Below are 14357 nucleotides of genomic sequence, written 5' to 3' on the forward strand. Positions count from 1 at the left end.
CGTGTACACGTGGATCTGGCGGCAGCTGCCCGGGGGGACGCCCGGCAAGGCCGCGCTGTCGCTGGTGCTGGTGCTGGCCGTCTGTGCCCTGCTGCTGTTCGTCGTCTTCCCCTGGATCGAGCCCTCCTTGCCCTTCTCCGACGTGACGGTGGACCAGTGAAGCCGCGCCCGGTCCTGGTCGTCGACAACTTCGACAGCTTCGTCTACAACCTGGTCCAGTACCTGGGCCAGCTCGGCGTGCTGAGCATCGTGCGGCGCAACGACGCGGTCACCACCGCCGAGCTCGCCGACCTCGACGTCGCCGGCGTGCTGCTGTCCCCCGGCCCCGGGACGCCGACCGATGCCGGCGTGACCGTGCCGATGGTGCGGGCGGCCGCGGAGGCCGGCGTGCCGGTGCTGGGCGTGTGCCTGGGCCACCAGGCGATCGCCGAGGCCTTCGGCGGGGCCGTCGTCCGGGCGCCGGAGCTGCTGCACGGCAAGACCAGCCAGGTCGTGCACGAGGGCGCCGGCGTGCTCGCCGGACTGCCCTCCCCGTTCACCGCCACCCGGTACCACTCGCTGGCCGTGGAGTCGGACTCCGTGCCGGCCGAGCTGGAGGTCACCGGCAGGACGCCGTCGGGGATCGTGATGGCCCTGCGGCACCGCGAGCTGCCCATCGAGGGCGTCCAGTTCCATCCCGAGTCGGTGCTGACCGAGGGCGGCCACCAGCTGCTGGCCACCTGGCTGGGCCGCTGCGGGTTGGCCCCGGACCCGGCGCTGGTCGAGACCGCGGCCGCCACCGCCCGCCGGCTGACGGTCGCCACCGTCTGACGGCCGGCTCAGCCGCTCGGGCCCGGGACCACGGGGGGAACCACGGGAGACTGGTTGGCTGGCGGTGGGGTCGATGTCGTCGGCGAGGTGGACGACGGTGCGGTCTCGGTGCTGGGGATCGGCACCGCGAGCTTCAGCGTGATCTCCTGGCCGGCCAACACCCGGGTGTTGGCGCCGGGCTCGGTGCCCACCGCCTGCCCCGGGGCGACCTCGTCGGACTCGACGTTGGTGCTGGTGATGTCGCTGTCGGGGATGCCCGCCTCGGTGAGCATGGCGCGGGCCGAGGCCTCGTCCCGGCCGGCGACGTCCGGCAGGGTCACCCGGCCGGTGGAGATTCCCAGCGTGAAGGGCGTGGCCAGGGCGGCCTCGGAGCCCTCGCCCGGGTCGATGGAGACCACTCGGCCCTCGGGCTCCAGCGAATCGACCTGGTCGGTGCTGACGGCACCGGTGAAGCCCTGGGACTTGAGGTTGTTCTTGGCGCCGGACTCGGTGAGCCCGATGACCTCGGGGACGGTCAGGCTGTTCGGCCCGGCCCCGATCGTCAGCGCGACCGCCGTCCCCTTCTCGACCCGCGTGCCGGCCGTCGGATCGGTGCGGATGACGGTGCCCTCCTGCTCGGCGGTGCTCACATCGGTGCCGACGGCGCCGGCGACCAGGCCGGCCTCGGCGAGCGCCTGCCGCGCGTCGGCCTCGGACAGGCTCGCCAGATTGGCGGGGACCTGCACCTGGGTCACCGTCGGGGCCGCCGGCTCCCCGCTGCTGTTCAGCACGACGAGCAACGTGATGAGTCCGGCCAGCACGACCACCCCGGCGACGACCGCAGCGATGATCCCGCGACGCTTGCGGCGGTGGGTGTCCTCGTCCTCGTTCCAGTGGTCCTCGTCGTAGCCGTGGTGGCGGCTGTTCGTGATCAGCGTGGTCTTCTCGGCGTCGCTCATCACCGGCGTCGCCTCGACCTGCTGGCCGGCGACGGCACGCATCAGGTCCGACCGCATGTCGGCGGCCGACTGGTACCGGTTGGCCGGGTTCTTGCTCATCGCCTTGAGCAGGATGGCGTCGAGCTCCGGGGGGATAGCCGGATTGATCGTCGACGGCGTCCGCGGGTCCTCCCGCACGTGCTGGTAGGCCACGGCGACCGGGGAGTCCCCGGTGAACGGTGGGGTGCCGGTGCCCAGCTCGTAGAGCAGGCAGCCGGCCGAGTAGACGTCGGAGCGGGCGTCGACGCCCTCGCCGCGGGCCTGCTCGGGGGAGAGGTACTGGGCGGTGCCGATGACCGCGGCCGTGGAGGTCATCGTGGCCGCGGAGTCGGAGACGGCCCGTGCGATGCCGAAGTCCATCACCTTGACGGTGCCCTGCGGCGTGATCATCACGTTCCCGGGCTTCACGTCCCGGTGCACGATGCCGTTGCGGTGGCTGAAGTCCAGGGCGGCGCAGATGTCCGCGGTGAGCGACATGGCCCGCTCGGGGGACAGCCGTCCCTCGCGGCGCAGCACGTCGCGCAGGGTCTCGCCCTCGACGTACTCCATGACGATGTAGGGGGTAGCGCCGGTGGCGGTGCGGTCCTCGCCGGTGTCGTAGACGGCCACGATCGCCGGGTGGTTCAGCGACGCGGCGGCCTGCGCCTCGCGGCGGAAGCGGACCTGGGACGACGGGTCGCGGGCGAGGTCGTTGCGCAGCACCTTCACCGCCACCTCACGGCCCAGTCGCAGGTCGCGGCCACGGTGGACCTCCGCCATGCCGCCGCGTCCGAGCACCCCGCCGATCTCATAGCGCTCACCGAGCACCTGGGGGGTGGTCATCGAAGGTCCTCTCGGGCGGTGCGGGCTAGGGGCCTCGGGAGCCTAACCGCCGGTGGGACGGCCTCCGGGACGACGCGAGCGGGCTGTGACGGATGGGTCACGGGGTGCCGTTCGTGACGCCGTCGCCGGGCGGTGGGGCCGGAGGCTCTGGCGCGGGCGGCGCGGGCGGCGCGGGCGGCGCGGGCGGCGGCGGGGTGCTGCTCGAGGGGGAGGTGCGCGGCGGGCTGGAGGTGGCGGTGGTGGTGGTGGTGGTCGTCGTGGTGGTCGGTGCGGGTGTGGTCGGTCGGGTCGTCGTGGCCGGTGCCCGCGTCGTCGGCGGGGCGGTGGTGACGTCGTTGCCGTTGTCGGGCGCCCACCCGTCCGCGGCGACGTAGAGGATGACGGTCTGCCCCTGGGCCAGGCCGGTCTCGACCGGGTCGGTGGTGACCACGGAGTTCTCGGCCAGGTCGTCGGTGATCTCGGCCAGCTGGTCCGCGGTGGCGTCCTGCTGGTCGACCTCCAGGCCGGCGTTGCGCAGCAATTCCTCCACCGCGCCGGCGTCCCGGCCCACGTAGGCACTGGTGTTGACGTAGACCTCGCTGGCCATCGCGCTGGTGCTCGTGGCGGCGGTCGGCTGGGCCGACGTCGTCGCCGTCGTGGTGCCGCCGGTGCGGGGGTCGTCGCCCTTGCCCGAGAGCAGCACCGCGAGGCCGCCGCCGACGACCAGCAGCAGGGCCAGCCCGGCCAGAACCCACAGCAGCCGGCGTCGCCGGTGGTCGGGCTGGTCATCGTCGAGGCCCAGCTCGTCGTAGACATCCCCGTCGCCCCCAGCGACCGGGTGCCCGGCCAGCGGCGGCATGGTGCGGGGGGCGGTCTGCGGGCCGGTCCGCGGGCCGGCCGTCCCGCCGAGCGCCGGCAGCACGGTGGTGGACTCACCCGCTCCGGGCACCATCCGGGTGGGGGCGGTGAGCGGCGGGAGGGCGCCCCCGCGCGCGACGACGCGGACAGCGGCGGCCACCGCTGCCCCGTCGGCGAAGCGCTCGGCGGGGTCCTTGGCCAGCGCCCGCTCGACCAGCGCACGTACCTGCGGCGGAACGTCGCGGGGCATCGGCGGCGGAGGCCGGTTGATCTGGGCGAGCGCGATGGCGACCTGCGACTCGCCGTCGAACGGCCGCGCGCCGGCCAGGCACTCGTAGGCCAGCACCCCGAGGGAGTAGACGTCGGAGGCAGCGGTGACCGGAAGCCCCTGTGCCTGTTCCGGGGAGAGATACTGGGCCGTGCCGACGACCATGCCGGTGCGGGTCAGGGGGGCGGCGTCCCGGGCGCGGGCGATGCCGAAGTCGGTCAGCTTCACCACGCCGTCCGGGCGGACGATCAGGTTGCCCGGCTTGATGTCCCGGTGCACCATCCCGGCCGCGTGCGCCGCCGACAGCCCATCGCCGGCCTGGCCGACGACGTCCAGGGTCTGCTCGGCGGACAACCGGCCCTGCTCGGCCAGCACGGTGACCAGCGGCTTGCCCTCGACGTACTCCATCACCAAATAGGCGACCCGCTGGCCGTCCTGGGTGCTCTCGCCGTAGTCGTAGACCGAGGCGATGTTCGGGTGGGACAGCGCCGCGGTGTGCCGGGCCTCGTTGCGGAAGCGGATGAGGAAGCTCGGATCGCTGGTGTACTCGGCCCGCAGCACCTTCGCCGCCACGATCCGGCCCAGCGTGCGGTCCCGGGCCTGCCAGACCTCGCCCATCCCACCGCTGGCGATCGGCGCGATGACCTCGTAGCGGCCGGCCAGCACGCTGCCGACGTAGACGCCCATCAGCCGCCGCCGTGCGCGTCGAGGTAGGCCTGGATGACCTTCTTGGCCACCGGGGCGGAGATGTCGCCGCCGGTGCCGGTGCCCTCGGTACCGCTCTGCCCGCCGTTCCTGATGAACACCGCCACGGCGATCTGCGGGTCCTCGGCGGGGGCGAAGCCGGTGAACCAGGTGTGCGGCGGGGCGTCGTCCCCACTGGTGCCGACCTCCGCCGTCCCGGTCTTGCCGGCGACCTGGACCCCGTCGATGCGCGCCTTGCGGCCGGTGCCGTTGGCCACGACGCTGGTCATCATCGTGGTGAGTTCGTCGGCGACGTCGGCGGCGATCGGCTTGCCCAGCTCGTCAGGGTCGGTCTGGTCGATGACCGTGAGGTCGGGCGCCTGGATGGAGTCGACCAGGTAGGGCTTCATCAGGGTGCCCTTGTTGGCGATCGCCGCGGAGATCATGGCCGCCTGCATGGCGGTGAGCTGGACGTCCTTCTGCCCGATCGAGCTCTGGCCCAGGGCGGCGTCGTCGGCGATGTCGCCGATCTTGCTGGGGACGACGTGCAGCGGCATGTCGAAGCCGCCGCCGTCGTCGATGCCGAAGGCCTCGGCCATGTTCCGCACGGTGTCCTCGCCCAGGGTGATGCCCAACTGCGCGAAGGCGGTGTTGCAGGAGATGGTCAGCGCGTCGATCAGCGGCTGGTCGGCGCCGCCGTTGCAGCTCTCGCCGTTGTAGTTGTTCAGCGGGGTGCTGGTGCCCGGCAGAGTGAGCACGTCCGGTGCCGGAACGGCGGTCTCGGGCGTGTAATTGCCGCTCGCCAGCGCCGCCGCGGCGATGATCAGCTTGAACACCGACCCTGGGGCGTAGCGCTCGCTGATCGCCTGGTTGGTCAGTGGGTTCGCCTGGTCGGAGCCATCCGGCGGGATGACCTGGTTGTGGTAGGCGCGGATCTCGGCCGGGTCGTGGGAGGACAGCTTGCCCGGGTCATAGGTTGGCGTGCTGGCCAGACCCAGGATGGCGCCGGTCTTCGGGTCCAGCGCGACGACGGCCCCGGTGACGCCCTGCAGGGCGTTCATCGCCGCCTCCTGCACCGCCGGATCGAGGGTGAGCGACACGTTCCCGCCGGACGGGTCGCGGCCGGTGAACAGGTCGCCCAGCCGCCGCACGACCAGCCGCGGGTCCGAGCCGGACAGCACGTCGTTCCCCGCCTTCTCCAGGGCGCGGTTGCCGTAGATGAGCGAGTAGAAGCCGGTGGCGGGGGCGTACACCGGGCCCTGCGGGTACTGGCGCAGGTAGGTCAGCTGGTCGTCGGTGCGCACCGACAGGGCGACCGGGTTGCCGTCGACGACGATCGAACCGCGCTCCCGGTCGTACTCCTCGTAGAGCAGGCGGGTGTTGCTGGGGTCGTCGCGCAGCTCGCTGGAGCGGATGACCTGGATGTAGTTGACGTTGAGGATCAGCAGGGTGAACAGCGCCAGCACGCTGATCGCCACCCGGCGCAGCGGCGCGTTCACGGCCGGACCACCTCGGTGGGCGCGTCGACCAGTTTGGGTGGCGGTGTCGCCGCCGGCGCCGCCGGGCGGCGGGCGGCGTCGCTGATCCGGACGAGCAACGCCACCAGTCCGAAGTTGGCCACCAGGGAGGAACCGCCGTAGGCGAGGAAGGGCGTGGTCAGCCCGGTCAACGGCAGCAGGCCGGTGACGCCGCCGAGGACGACGAACACCTGCCAGGCGACGGCGAACGCCAGTCCGGCGGCCAGCAGCTTGCCGAAGCCGTCCCGGACGACGAGGGAGGTGCGCAGGCCCCGCTCGACCAGCACCAGGTAGATGACGATCACCGCGACCAGGCCGAACAGGCCCAGCTCCTCACCGATCGCCGAGGCGATGAAGTCGCTCTTGGCCACCGGGGTCTGGTCGGGGCGCCCGCCGCCCAGTCCGGCGCCGAACAGACCGCCGGTGCCCAGCCCGAACAGCGACTGGACGATCTGGTAGCCCCCGGTGTCCTTGTAGGCGAAGGGGTCCAGCCAGGTGTCGACCCGGACCCGGACGTGCCCGAAGAGCTGGTAGGCGACGAACGCCCCGCCGGCGAACAGGATCAGGCCGATGACCAGCCAGCTGGCGCGCTCGGTGGCGACGTAGAGCATCACCACGAAGATGCCGAACAGCAGCAGCGAGCTGCCCAGGTCGCGCTCGAACACCAGCACCAGGATCGACGCGAACCAGGCGAGCACGACCGGCCCCAGGTCGCGGCCGCGCGGCAGCTCCAGGCGGAGCACCCGCCGGCTCGCCAGGGCCAGGACGTCGCGCTTGTCGACCAGGTAGGCGGCGAAGAAGATGATCAGGCAGATCTTGGCGAACTCACCGGGCTGGATGGAGAAGCCGGCCACCCGGATCCACAGCTTGGCGCCGTACACCTCCGAGATCGAGGCCGGCAGCACGGCGGGGATGGCCAGCAGCACCAGGCCGAACAGGGCCAGCGTGTACGCGAAGCGGGACAGCATCCGGTGGTCGCGGACGACGAGCAGCACCGCGATGAACAGCCCGAGCCCGACGGTGGCCCACAGCAGCTGGACCGGGGCGTCCTCGCCGGTGTCACTGCCGCCGACCTGGGTCCCGGCGAGGTCCAGCCGGTGGATCATGACCAGACCCAACCCGACCAGCACCGCGATGCAGGGCAGCAGCAGCGGGTCGGCGTAGGGCGCGAAGCGGCGGACGACGAGGTGCGCGATCGCCCACAGCGCAGCGAACCAGGTACCGAAGGTGGCCAGCTCCGGGCTCAGCGACCCGGTCACGGTGAGGTCGACGATGCACTGGGCGGCCAGCGTGATCAGGACAGCGAAGCCGAGCAGGGCGAGCTCGGTGTTGCGGCGCTTGGGCGTCGGAGTGCCGGCCGGTGGCGTGCGCGGGTCGGTGCTGGGGCCGGTCGTCGGGGAAGCCACTAGTCGGCGTCCCGGCAGCCCACCTCCGACCCGCCCGACCGGGTGGGTGAGGTGGTGGTCGGCTCAGTGGTGGGAGCCGGCGAGGAGGGGAGGGCGGGGTCGGCCGGCGTGGCCGTCGCGTCGCCCGCTGGGGTGAGCGGCGCGGTCGTGTTGGGGGGAGCGGTCGTGGTGCGCTGGGTGGTGCGGCAGACCGGCAGCCGCTGGCCGCGCAGTGCGTCCAGGATCCGCTGGGCGTCGGCCCGGTCGTCGGCGGTGATGCCGGCGGCCACCCGATTGCGCGCGGCCGGGGTGAGGTCGGTGGAGACCAGGGTGGTGGCCGACTCGACCCGGTAGAGGTCCAGACCGACGATCGAGGCGTTCAGGCCCTGGAAGACCGCGACCGGCTCGCCATCGGCGTTCTCCTGGACTCCCACGAACCAGTGGCCCATCACGAAGAGGTACCCGCCGACGGCCACGGCGCCGACCACCACCAGCGTGCCCAGCGCGATCAGCGCCGTGCGCAGCGGCCGGCGACGCCGCGGCGCGGGCGAGCTGCTCGACAGCGCCGAGGCGGCCGGGGGCGGCGGCGGGTCGTGGAGCGCCGCCCGGCCCGCCGCGGAACGGGGGTCGACCTCACGCTGTCCGCGGTTGTCACCCGCGGCCCCGTCGATGACCGGGTCGATGAGCGAAGCGGTGCGACCGTCGTCCTCGACGACGTCGGCGACGATGCAGGTGATGTTGTCCGGGCCGCCGCTGCGCAGCGCCAGTTCGATCAGGCGGTCCGCGGTGGCCTGCGGGTCCGGTTCGACCATCGCCTGCGCCATCGTCTCGTGGCTGACCACGCCGGACAGGCCGTCGGAGCACAGCAGGTAGCGGTCGCCGGCACGGGCGTCGCGCATGGACAGGTCCGGCTCGACGTCCTGGCCGTTGAGGGCCCGCAGCAGCAGCGAGCGCTGCGGGTGGCTGGTGGCCTCCTCCTCGGTGATCCGTCCGTCGTCGATCAGCGACTGCACGAACGTGTCGTCGTGGGTGACCTGGGTGAGGACGCCGTCGCGCATCAGGTAGGCACGCGAGTCGCCCACGTGGCACAACCCGAGGCGGCCGCCGGCGAACAGGACGGCGGTGAGCGTCGTCCCCATGCCCTCCAGCTCGGGCGACTCGCGGATGACCTCGCGCAGGTGCTCGCTGCCGTCGAAGACCGCCTGGCGCAGCGCCTGGAGGAGGTCACCGGAGGGCGCGTCGTCGTCCAGGTGCTCGAGGGCTGCGATGACCACCTTGCTCGCCACGTCACCGGCGGCGTGGCCGCCCATGCCGTCGGCAACGGCCAGCAGCCGGGGCCCGGCGTACACCGAGTCCTGGTTGGTACCGCGGATCAGGCCGCGGTCGGAACGCGCGGCGTAGCGCAGGACGAGGGTCATGCGGTCTCCTCGCTGGCGCTCGTCGATCCCATGACCGACGGTGCTGTGTCCATGCGTGACCTCGCAAGCTCGGTCACGACCGCAGCTCCAGCACGGTCTGCCCGATCCGGATCGGTTGGCCGGGGGCGACCAGCAGCGGGCCCTGCACGCGCTGCTGGTCGAGGTAGGTGCCGTTGGTGGACCCGAGGTCCTCGACGTACCACTGGCCGCCGCGGTTGGTCAGCCGCGCGTGCCGTGAGCTGGCGAAGTCGTCGGTCAGGACGAGGGTGGAGTCGTCGGCGCGGCCGATCAGGATCGCCTGCTCTCCCAGGGTGATGCGGGTGCCGGACAGCGGCCCGGCGGTGACGACGAGATGGCGGGGGCCACGGGCCCCCTTCTTGCGGGCCGCCGCGGCGCGCGGCGGCACCGACGCCACCCGGCCGGCCCGGCCGCCGAACAGGTCGGCGCGGACCACCCGGAAGGCGGCGAAGATGAACAGCCAGAGCAGGAGCAGGAAGCCGAAGCGGAAGGCCTGGACGACGATCTCCGCCATCACGGCACCGCGCCGGTGGCGATCGGGTTCACGCGTCCGCCTCGCCGGCGCTCGCCGGCCGCGGTCCCCGGGGCGCTGTGCCTATCCGCGAGCTCGCGAGCTCGCTCACGAGCCGTCCTGCCGGTAGACCAGCACCGAGTGCCCGATCCGGATCACGTCGCCGTCGGCGAGGTCCTGCCGGCCCACCCGGCGGCCGTTGACCAGCGTGCCGTTGGTCGAGCCGAGGTCCTCGACGGTGGCGGTGCCGCCCTCGAGCTGGACGTCGACGTGCTTGCGGCTGACCCCGGTGTCGGGGAGGCGGATGGCGGCGTCGGTGCCGCGGCCCAGCACGTTGCTGCCCTCGTCCAGGACGTGCCGGGTGCCCGGACCGTCGACGACGAGCACGTGGCTGACCCCCGGGTGCCGGCCGGGGCGACCGACGATCGGGGCGCCCTCGCCGGTGTCGGTGGCGTGCGCGGTGGGCGCCCCGCCGCGTAGCGGGGGCAACGGCGGCAGGCCGGGAGGCGCCGGCGGTGCCGGCGGTGCCGCCACGGCTCCGTCGGCGTGGGGCGGGTGTGCGCTGTCGCCGACGTGTGAGGCCACCTCGAAGACGCCCGTGCGCAGGTCGTCGTCGCGCTCGAGCTGGACCTCGACGTCACCGAAGGTCTGGTAGCCCTCGTTCTGGATGTGCTCGGTGACCATGTCGGCCAGTTCACCGGCCAGCTGCTCGGACCACTCGGAGAGGTTGTCGAAGTCGACCGGGCCGAGGGTCACCACGTAGACGTTGGGAGCGAGCACCCGGCCGCCGCCCAGGACCGACCGCTGCTCGGTCGCCTCGCGCTGCAGAGCGTGTGCGATCTCGGCCGGGTGGACTTTGCCCTTGAAGACCCGGGCGAAGGCGAGACCGACCATCCCCTCGAGGCGACGCTCGAAGCGCTGCAGAACACCCACAGTCGCTCCCTTACGCTCGGCTGACCTCCCACTGCCCTGGACGCTGATCGTAACCGGGCCGGCGTCGCCGGACCGGTCGGGAAGCGCGGGACGCCCCGGAGGGTTTCCTTCCAGGGAGCGGCGGGCCCTGTCTACCAGGGTGCGTGCCCCGGTGCGGCACGGCGCGCGGAGGAGCACCCCGGGGCTGTCGCCGGGGGTCGTCCGACGGCTGCTACTGTCCTTCCTCGCCAGGGCAAGTGGCGGAATGGCAGACGCGCACGGTTCAGGTCCGTGTGTCCGAAAGGACGTGGGGGTTCAAGTCCCCCCTTGCCCACACCACCTCAGCACCATCCGCGGAGTCCCTTCAAGGGGCCCGTTCCCCTTGTTGGCCAGATCTCTGCAGCGGGCCCGGTCAGCGCAGCTGGTGACCCCCGGTGGCGGTCCCGGCCGGCCGGGCCGCCCTGCGTCCCGGTGATGCTCTGGACCGGGAGCACCACGCCCCACGGGCCGATCACCCACACCGGCCACGGGTGGAGCCACCCACCGCCGGCCAGGCTGGTGGCTGCCCAGATGGTGAGCACGATGAGCGCCGTGGTCAGCCAGCTGCTCCAGGCGGCGCGCAGTGAGCCGCCGGACCCCCCGTGCGCCCGACCTGCGGCACAGGCACCGACGGCGGGTGGGACGGCTGTCGCGGCGCTTCCGTGCCCGGTGGCCGGCGCAGCGACCGGGGGCACGGTGGCCGTCGGCAAATCGATGGTCAGCTCGCCGTACGTGCGTGCGGCGTAGGTGCGGGCGAGTCGCTCGTCGTACTCGACGACGGTCAGCCGACCGGCGGACATGTGGGTGCCGAGCACCTCGGCGACCCCGGCCCGGTCGGCATCGGAGGCGCGGAGGTGGGGCTCGGGCATGGCTGGCTCCTCGGCTCGGGTGCTGCGGCCAGTCTGTCGGCCCGGAAGCCGCGGGGACCACGGACGTCTGTCACCAGTTGGGGCCGTTCCGGGCCGCTCAGGTGCGCTCCGTCCGGACCACTCCGCGGCCGGGCCGCCACAAGCTGATGACCAGGGTGCTGCGGTCGTCGGAGACGGCGGTGAGCACCACCTGCTCCAGTTCCACGTGGAACAGCTCGAAGGGCTGGCCGGCCGGCACGCCCGTGGCCTGCGTGAAACGGGCCCGGCCGGCCTCGTCGGTCACCTCGGCCGCGCGGCCGGATACCTTGGCGTCGGCGGAGAAGTCGGCCGGCTCGTCGCTGCCGCTGTGCAGCGCCATGCGCGGGTCGCGCCGCAGGTCGGCGAACGTCACCGACCGCGGCAAGCCGGCCAGCCACAGGTCGCCGTCGGTGAAGCGCGCCTCGATGCCGCTGACCCGGGGCGAGCCGTCGGCCCGCAGCGTGGCCAGCACCTTGTGACCGTGGGCGTCGAACGCGGCGCGGACCCGGGTGGCGAGCTCGGGCTCGGCTGCCTCGAGGTCGGCGAAGGAGGCCATGCGGCATCGTGCACCCGGCCACCGACTAAACGGAGCCCTCAGGCTCCAGGTGTGATGAGCTGACGGCATGCCGCTCGACCCCCAGTTCCTGCCGTTCCTGGAAATGGTCAACGAGGGCGGGTGGTCGCCGCTGTCCACCGGCGACCCGGACGCCGACCGGGACCGGTACCGCCGCCTGTCGCTGCTGCGGCGCGGGGCGGGCTTCGTACCGGAGCCGGTCGCCGACGTCGAGGACCGCAGCATCGACGGCCCCGGCGGCGAGTTGCGGCTGCGGGTCTACCGGGTCGGCGGCCGCAACCCGTCCCGTGCGCGGCCGGTGGTGGTGTGGCTGCACGGCGGCGGTTGGATGCTCGGCGACCTGGACACCGTCGACCCGATCTGCCGGCGGGTGGCCAACGCGCTGCGCGCCGTCGTCGTCTCCGTCGACTACCGGCTGGCGCCCGAACACCCGCACCCCGCGGCGCTGGACGACGCGATGGCGGCGCTGCGCTGGGCGGCCGAGCGCTGGCCGGACGCGCCGCTGGTGGTCGGTGGGGACAGCGCCGGGGGCGGCCTCGCGGCGGGGGCGGCGCTGCGGGCCCGCGACGAGGGCGGCCTCCGCCTGGCGGTCCAGGTGCTGGCGTACCCGGCGCTCGACCCGAGTCAGGCACTGCCGTCGGTGGCGGAGAACGGCTCGGGCCTCTTCCTCACCGCCGCGGACATGGCAGACTTCTACGCCGCCCATGTTCCCGGGGGGCTGGCGCACGACCCGCGGGTAGCCGTCCTCGGCGCGGACCTGCACGACCTGCCCCCGGCGGTCGTGGCGACGGCGGAGTTCGACCCGCTGCGCGACGAGGGCGACCGGTACGCCGAGCAGCTGTCGGCGGCCGGCGTCCCGGTCACGCACCTGCCCGGTCCCGGCCTGGTGCACGGGTTCCTCGCGCTGGGCGGGGTGGCCGCCGCGGCCGCCGTCCGCCGGGACGAGGTGCTCGGGGCGGTCGCCGACCTGCTGGACGGGCCGGCGGGCGAGGTCGACGTGGCAGGCACCTGGCCGCGCACCCAGCCGCTGGGGGCGTGGGTGCAGCGCGGCGACGCCCGGCTGGCGGTCGACCTGCGCGGTGGCGGGCTGCGCCGGCTGGTGGTCGGGGGCTGGGACGTGCTGGACGGCTATCCGGCGGGAACGGTGCCGGCCGGCCGTCGGGGCGGGGTGCTGCTGCCGTGGCCGAACCGGCTGCGCGCCGGCCGCTGGCGCTGGGCCGACCGGGACCTCCAGCTGGATGTGGTCAGCCCGGAGTCGCCGAACGCGATCCACGGGCTGGTGTCGGCACAACCCTGGTCGCTGCTGGCCAGCAGCCAGGACGGTGTCACGGTCGGCACGCTCGTCGAGCCGCGGTCGGGCTATCCGTTCCGGCTCGCCGCGGCGGTCGACTACCGGCTCGCCCCCGAGCAGCTGACCGTGACCGTGCGGGTCCGCAACGCCGGCGACGCCGACGCCCCGTTCGGCGTGGGCATGCACCCCTACCTGCACGTGGGTGCGGCGGAGGAGGGCGGTCTGGCCGACGCGGAGCTGACCGTTCCGGCGCGGACCGCGCTGGACGTGGACGGCGGCCTGCCGGTCGGCACCCGCCGGGCCTTCGACGGCGCGGTCGGCCGGATCGGCGACCGGGAGCTGGACGACCCGGTGACCGACCTGGTGCGGGACGACGACGGCTGGGCCCGCGTGCGGCTGCGCGGGCCGGCCGGCGCGCTGGAGCTGGCGGTCGACGGGTCCTGGCCGTGGCTGCAGGTGTACTCCGGCGACACGCTGCCCAGTGGTCAGCGCCGCCGCAGCCTCGCCGTCGAACCGATGACCTGCCCACCCAACGCGCTGGCCAACGAGGTGGACCTCGTCGTCCTGACGCCCGGCGAGACCTGGTCGGGCACCTGGACGCTGCGCTGGACGCCGGCGTGAGCGCACTGCGGGTCGCCGAGCTCTGGCGGTTCCCGGTGAAGTCGCTGCTGGGGGAGCGGCTGGACGCCGCCCAGCTCGGTGCCGAGGGCGTGGCCGGCGACCGCAGCTGGGCGCTGTTCGACCTGGACACCGGCTTCGGGCTCACCGCCCGCCGGGTGCCCTCGCTGTTGTTCGCCACCGGACGGCTGCGGGCGGACGGCGCCGCTGAGGTCGTGCTGCCCGACGGCACCGTCACCCGGGACGACGCCGTGCTGTCGGACGCCAGCACTGACGTGGCGTGAGGTAGCCCATCGTGGCGACCTTGGCGGGCTCAGAAGTGCGGCCGCTACCAACCCGGCCGGGTGAAACCACCCGGCATCTGCGAGGCGCACCAGCGTGGCGCTAGCCCGAATCCGGGCAGCGTCTTACGATAGGTGGGCAGCACAAAGCCTCCTCTTGTCCGAGGGTGTGGATGTGTCGCCGGGGTAGGTGGGACTTGACCCCTGATCGTGGACACGCTGAATCCAGGCCGGGCCTGGAGGAAGCGAGAAGATCAGACGGTGGCAAGGAAGACGTACTCCGACGAGTTCCGCCGGGACGCCGTGGAGCTGTACCGGTCGACGCCGGGGGCGACGGTGGTGGGCATCGCCGGGGACCTGGGGATCATGGACGCGACGCTGTCGACGTGGCTGAAGGCTGCCGGCGTGCCGGTGCGCAGCAGGCACCCCGGAGACGACGACGAGTCCCCTCCGGCAGGTGAAACGCCTGTCCAGGAGCTCGCCCGACTACGGGCCAGAGTCACTGAAC

Annotated in this window: 14 protein-coding genes and 1 tRNA gene; 6 read left to right on the plus strand and 9 right to left on the minus strand. The window is 73.4% G+C overall.

The window, feature by feature from the left end; all coding sequences use genetic code 11:
- The first annotated feature begins 1 nt into the window (after position 1).
- On the plus strand, positions 2-160 hold the full coding sequence (locus BLW04_RS26755; protein WP_091542060.1) for a hypothetical protein: 159 nt from the start codon (positions 2-4) through the stop codon (positions 158-160).
- Positions 157-810 (plus strand): aminodeoxychorismate/anthranilate synthase component II, encoded by a 654-nt coding sequence (locus BLW04_RS13860; protein ID WP_091542063.1) that lies wholly within the window; start codon positions 157-159, stop codon positions 808-810. Before BLW04_RS26755 ends, BLW04_RS13860 begins: the two co-directional genes overlap by 4 nt.
- A gap of 8 nt (positions 811-818) precedes the next feature.
- On the opposite strand, the gene pknB is transcribed toward BLW04_RS13860, so the two are convergent.
- From pknB to BLW04_RS13895, 7 genes are all read right to left on the minus strand, one after another.
- Positions 819-2609 (minus strand): Stk1 family PASTA domain-containing Ser/Thr kinase, encoded by a 1791-nt coding sequence (gene pknB / locus BLW04_RS13865; RefSeq protein ID WP_091542067.1) that lies wholly within the window; start codon positions 2607-2609, stop codon positions 819-821.
- Between the two features lie 97 nt (positions 2610-2706).
- Positions 2707-4401 (minus strand): serine/threonine-protein kinase, encoded by a 1695-nt coding sequence (locus BLW04_RS29315; RefSeq protein ID WP_091542070.1) that lies wholly within the window; start codon positions 4399-4401, stop codon positions 2707-2709.
- A complete protein-coding gene (locus BLW04_RS13875) occupies positions 4401-5897 on the minus strand; it encodes a peptidoglycan D,D-transpeptidase FtsI family protein (RefSeq protein WP_091542072.1) in 1497 nt (498 codons plus the stop codon). The genes BLW04_RS29315 and BLW04_RS13875 overlap by 1 nt, the downstream gene beginning before the upstream one ends.
- A complete protein-coding gene (locus BLW04_RS13880; RefSeq protein ID WP_091542075.1) occupies positions 5894-7321 on the minus strand; it encodes an FtsW/RodA/SpoVE family cell cycle protein in 1428 nt (475 codons plus the stop codon). Before BLW04_RS13880 ends, BLW04_RS13875 begins: the two co-directional genes overlap by 4 nt.
- Positions 7321-8718 carry a PP2C family protein-serine/threonine phosphatase gene (locus tag BLW04_RS13885; protein WP_091542078.1) on the minus strand — a complete coding sequence of 466 codons (1398 nt, stop codon included), beginning with the start codon at positions 8716-8718 and terminating at the stop codon, positions 7321-7323. The genes BLW04_RS13880 and BLW04_RS13885 overlap by 1 nt, the downstream gene beginning before the upstream one ends.
- 73 nt (positions 8719-8791) lie before the next feature.
- The gene (locus BLW04_RS13890; protein WP_091542142.1) at positions 8792-9250 is read right to left on the minus strand and encodes an FHA domain-containing protein FhaB/FipA; all 459 of its coding nucleotides are present in this window, start codon (positions 9248-9250) and stop codon (positions 8792-8794) included.
- A gap of 105 nt (positions 9251-9355) precedes the next feature.
- The gene (locus BLW04_RS13895) at positions 9356-10180 is read right to left on the minus strand and encodes an FhaA domain-containing protein (RefSeq protein WP_091542081.1); all 825 of its coding nucleotides are present in this window, start codon (positions 10178-10180) and stop codon (positions 9356-9358) included.
- 230 nt (positions 10181-10410) lie between these two features.
- Here BLW04_RS13895 and BLW04_RS13900 point away from each other — a divergent pair.
- Positions 10411-10493, plus strand: a tRNA-Leu gene (locus tag BLW04_RS13900).
- Positions 10494-10500: 7 nt separating this feature from the next.
- Here BLW04_RS13900 and BLW04_RS13905 read toward each other — a convergent pair.
- Both BLW04_RS13905 and BLW04_RS13910 read right to left on the minus strand, forming a co-directional pair.
- Positions 10501-11067 (minus strand): DUF1707 SHOCT-like domain-containing protein, encoded by a 567-nt coding sequence (locus BLW04_RS13905; protein ID WP_091542084.1) that lies wholly within the window; start codon positions 11065-11067, stop codon positions 10501-10503.
- A 97-nt stretch (positions 11068-11164) separates the two neighbouring features.
- Complete coding sequence (locus tag BLW04_RS13910) at positions 11165-11641, minus strand: pyridoxamine 5'-phosphate oxidase family protein (protein ID WP_091542086.1); 477 nt, start codon at positions 11639-11641, stop codon at positions 11165-11167.
- Positions 11642-11708: 67 nt separating this feature from the next.
- Here BLW04_RS13910 and BLW04_RS27575 point away from each other — a divergent pair, with 67 nt between their 5' ends.
- The 3 genes from BLW04_RS27575 to BLW04_RS13930 all read left to right on the plus strand — a co-directional run.
- The gene (locus BLW04_RS27575) at positions 11709-13571 is read left to right on the plus strand and encodes an aldose epimerase family protein (RefSeq protein WP_217631035.1); all 1863 of its coding nucleotides are present in this window, start codon (positions 11709-11711) and stop codon (positions 13569-13571) included.
- Positions 13568-13852: an MOSC N-terminal beta barrel domain-containing protein gene (locus BLW04_RS13925; RefSeq protein ID WP_254781532.1), complete on the plus strand. Its 285-nt coding sequence runs from the start codon at positions 13568-13570 to the stop codon at positions 13850-13852. The genes BLW04_RS27575 and BLW04_RS13925 overlap by 4 nt, the downstream gene beginning before the upstream one ends.
- A 258-nt stretch (positions 13853-14110) precedes the next feature.
- Positions 14111-14357 (plus strand): transposase (locus BLW04_RS13930; protein ID WP_175484049.1); only part of this gene is annotated, 247 nt, incomplete at its 3' end.

This window comes from Modestobacter sp. DSM 44400, from assembly GCF_900107175.1.
Lineage (GTDB): Bacteria > Actinomycetota > Actinomycetes > Mycobacteriales > Geodermatophilaceae > Modestobacter.

Excerpts from the sequence above, each read along its gene's own strand:
- BLW04_RS29315 (WP_091542070.1), bottom strand. The coding sequence starts at position 4,401 with ATGGGCGTCTACGTCGGCAGCGTGCTGGCCGGCCGCTACGAGGTCATC.
- BLW04_RS13910 (WP_091542086.1), bottom strand. The coding sequence starts at position 11,641 with ATGGCCTCCTTCGCCGACCTCGAGGCAGCCGAGCCCGAGCTCGCCACC.
- BLW04_RS13905 (WP_091542084.1), bottom strand. The coding sequence starts at position 11,067 with ATGCCCGAGCCCCACCTCCGCGCCTCCGATGCCGACCGGGCCGGGGTC.
- pknB (WP_091542067.1), bottom strand. The coding sequence starts at position 2,609 with ATGACCACCCCCCAGGTGCTCGGTGAGCGCTATGAGATCGGCGGGGTG.
- BLW04_RS27575 (WP_217631035.1), top strand. The coding sequence starts at position 11,709 with ATGCCGCTCGACCCCCAGTTCCTGCCGTTCCTGGAAATGGTCAACGAG.
- BLW04_RS13890 (WP_091542142.1), bottom strand. The coding sequence starts at position 9,250 with ATGGCGGAGATCGTCGTCCAGGCCTTCCGCTTCGGCTTCCTGCTCCTG.
- BLW04_RS13885 (WP_091542078.1), bottom strand. The coding sequence starts at position 8,718 with ATGACCCTCGTCCTGCGCTACGCCGCGCGTTCCGACCGCGGCCTGATC.